The organism is Pseudomonas sp. CM27 (genome assembly GCF_013179515.1).
Taxonomy (GTDB): Bacteria; Pseudomonadota; Gammaproteobacteria; order Pseudomonadales; family Pseudomonadaceae; genus Aquipseudomonas.
The window spans coordinates 2653-5449 of sequence record NZ_JABMCN010000332.1; the positions used below are offsets into that span (position 1 = coordinate 2653).

General features: G+C 65.2%; 3 protein-coding genes. 1 reads left to right on the forward strand and 2 read right to left on the reverse strand.

Features of this window, described 5'->3' with window-relative positions:
- Positions 1-1548, forward strand: a 1548-nt coding sequence (locus HP547_RS27000; RefSeq protein WP_172288484.1) for a S9 family peptidase, incomplete at its 5' end; no start/stop codon positions are given.
- A 120-nt stretch (positions 1549-1668) separates the two neighbouring features.
- On the opposite strand, the gene HP547_RS27005 is transcribed toward HP547_RS27000, so the two are convergent.
- Both HP547_RS27005 and HP547_RS27010 read right to left on the reverse strand, forming a co-directional pair.
- The gene (locus tag HP547_RS27005; RefSeq protein WP_033727371.1) at positions 1669-1827 is read right to left on the reverse strand and encodes a YqaE/Pmp3 family membrane protein; all 159 of its coding nucleotides are present in this window, start codon (positions 1825-1827) and stop codon (positions 1669-1671) included.
- 147 nt (positions 1828-1974) lie between these two features.
- A partial coding sequence (locus HP547_RS27010; protein WP_172288486.1) for an aspartate aminotransferase family protein occupies positions 1975-2797 on the reverse strand: 823 nt, incomplete at its 5' end.

Below are 2797 nucleotides of genomic sequence, written 5' to 3' on the forward strand. Positions count from 1 at the left end.
CATCAGCAGGTCTACACCCAGCATCTGTACGACTCACCGCCGCGCGCCGTGACCTGTGATGCCAGCTGCCGCTACGGCGACGTGCAGTGGCACAACGGCACGATTCTGGCCATCGAGGAGCAGCATGCCGAGCAGGTGGAGCATCGCCTGGTGGCGTTGGGTGAAGGCTGCCGCGAGGTGCTGGCCGAGGGCGCCGACTTCTACGCCGCACCCACCGTGAGTGCAGATGGCCAGCGCCTGGCGTGGATCGAATGGGACCGCCCGGCACAGCCCTGGACCGTCACCCGGCTGATGTGTCAGACGCGCGACGCCCACGGCCACTGGGGGCAGGCGCGGTGTGTGGCCGCCGCTGAAGAGTCGTTGCAGCAACCACGGTTCGATGCCGAGGGCCGGCTCTACTGCCTGTCCGACCGCAATGGCTTCTGGCAGCCCTGGGGCGAGGTCGATGGGCACTGGCAGCCGCTGCCAGCAGAGCCTGCCGACCATGCCGCTGCACCTTGGCAACTGGGTACCTGCACCTGGTTGGCGCTAGGGCCGCAACGCTACCTGGCCAGCTGGTTCGAAGACGGTTTCGGGCAACTGGGACTGCGCACGCCCGACGCCCCCACGGAACGGTTCGCCAGTGCGTATACGCGCTTTCGCCACCTGGCCATGGATTGCCAACACATCTATGCCATTGCCGCCTCGCCAATCAGTCCGCCAGCAGTCATAGCCGTCGACCGTAGCAACCACGAGGTGCGCGTGCTCGCCGGTGGTGCCGAGATACTCCCGCCGGAGCAGATCAGCCTTGCGCAGTCGATCCACTATGGCAAGGCAGGCAACCAGGCCCACGGTTTCTTCTACCCGGCGGCCGGCGGTGAACGTGCCACGCCGCTGGTGGTATTCATCCACGGCGGCCCTACCTCGGCCTGTTACCCGGCGCTCGATCCGCGCATCCAGTACTGGACCCAGCGCGGTTTCGCCGTAGCCGACCTCAACTACCGAGGCAGCACCGGCTATGGCCGGGAATACCGCCAGGCGCTGCACCTGCGCTGGGGCGAAAGCGATGTGGCCGATGCCTGCGCGGCAGTCGAATACCTGGCTGCCCAGGGCTTGATCGACGGGCGCAAGGCGTTTATCCGCGGCGGCAGCGCCGGTGGCTACACCACCTTGTGCGCCCTGGCATTCCACGACGTGTTCCGCGCCGGCGCCAGCCTGTACGGGGTCAGCGACCCGATTGCCCTGGGCGTTGCCACGCACAAGTTCGAAGGGGATTACCTGGACTGGCTGATCGGCGACCCGCAACAGGATGCCGAACGCTATCGCCAGCGCACACCGCTGCTGCACGCGGGGCAGATCAAAGTGCCGGTGATTTTCTTCCAGGGTGAGCTGGATGCGGTGGTGGTGCCCGAGCAGACACGGTCGATGCTGGCCGCGTTGCAGGCTAACGGGATCGAAGCTGAGGCGCACTTCTACGCGGGAGAGCGCCATGGGTTCCGCAAGGCGGAGAACCTGGCCCATGCGCTGGAAGAAGAATGGAAGTTCTATTGCAAGGTATTGGAGGGCTGACCCCGGGGCTGCGTTGCAGCCCCAATCGCCGGCAAGCCAGCTCCCTCAGCTACTGCACAGGCCTTGAGTGCGGCGCAATCCTCTGGGAGCCCGGCTTGCCGGCCATGGGGCCCTGAGTGGCTAGCGCTTGGCGATGATATACACGGCGTGCACGATGCCCGGAATGTAACCCAGCAAGGTCAACAAAATATTCAGCCAGAATGCTCCGGCAAACCCCACCTGCAGAAACACACCCAGCGGTGGCAGAAGAATGGCGATGATGATGCGAATAAAGTCCATGGGAGTCTCTCCTGAAGGGTTACATCAAAGACTAGCCGCCCGCCGTAGAGGTTCCACAGGCAAAAAAAAACGCCCCGGGCCGAATGAAACAGGCCAGGGGCGATGCGCAGGAACGCCAGACGGTTCGTAGAATTCTTTGCCAGACCGCTAAGCCGGCATCTCGCGGTGGGCCTGCTGCCGGGCATGCAGGCGGGCGAAGGCGCGGGCCAGGCGCAGCAGCATTTCGTCGATGTTGCCCTTGCTCACGGTCAGCGCAGGCGAAAAACGCACCACATCCGCTTGCGGCGCATTGAGCAGCAGGCCTTCATGCAGAGCTGCGGCCACCAGCTCGCGGGCCAGGTTTTCTTTCAACTGCAGCGCCCACAACAGGCCTTGCCCGCGCACCTCGCCCTGGCCATAACGCCCGGTCAGGCGGCAGAGGCCTTCGCGCAGGTGGCGACCATTGTCCTGCACCTGTTCGAAAAAGCCCGGCTCCAGCACGGTATCCAGCACCGCCAGGCCAGCGGCACACATCAGTGCATTGCCATGGTGACTGCCTTCCAGTTCGCCTGGCTCGGCGCAGCACGCTGTACCACGGGCCAGCAGGGCGGCCAGCGGCACGCCACCACCCAGGCCCTTGCCCAGGGTGATGATGTCGGCCCGTACGCCGTAGGTCTGCTCTGCCAACATCGCGCCACAGCGGCCGATACCGGTCTGCACTTCATCGAGGATCAGCAGGATGCCCAGTTCGCGGCACAGTGTTTCCACACCCTTGAGGTATTCCTGGGTGGCAGGGATCACCCCCGCCTCGCCCTGTATCGGCTCAAGCATGATCGCCACCGTGCGGGAGTCCACCTCGGCGTGCAGGGCTGCCAGGTCGTTGAACGGCACTTTGCTGAAACCAGGCAGGCCGGGCTCACAGCGGATGCAAGGCAGTGGGTCGGAAGCCGACAGTGCACCCAGGCTGCGACCATGGCAGGCCTGGCTGGCG

Coding starts and splice junctions, on each gene's coding strand:
- HP547_RS27005 (WP_033727371.1), bottom strand. CDS start 1,827: ATGGACTTTATTCGCATCATCATCGCCATTCTTCTGCCACCGCTGGGT.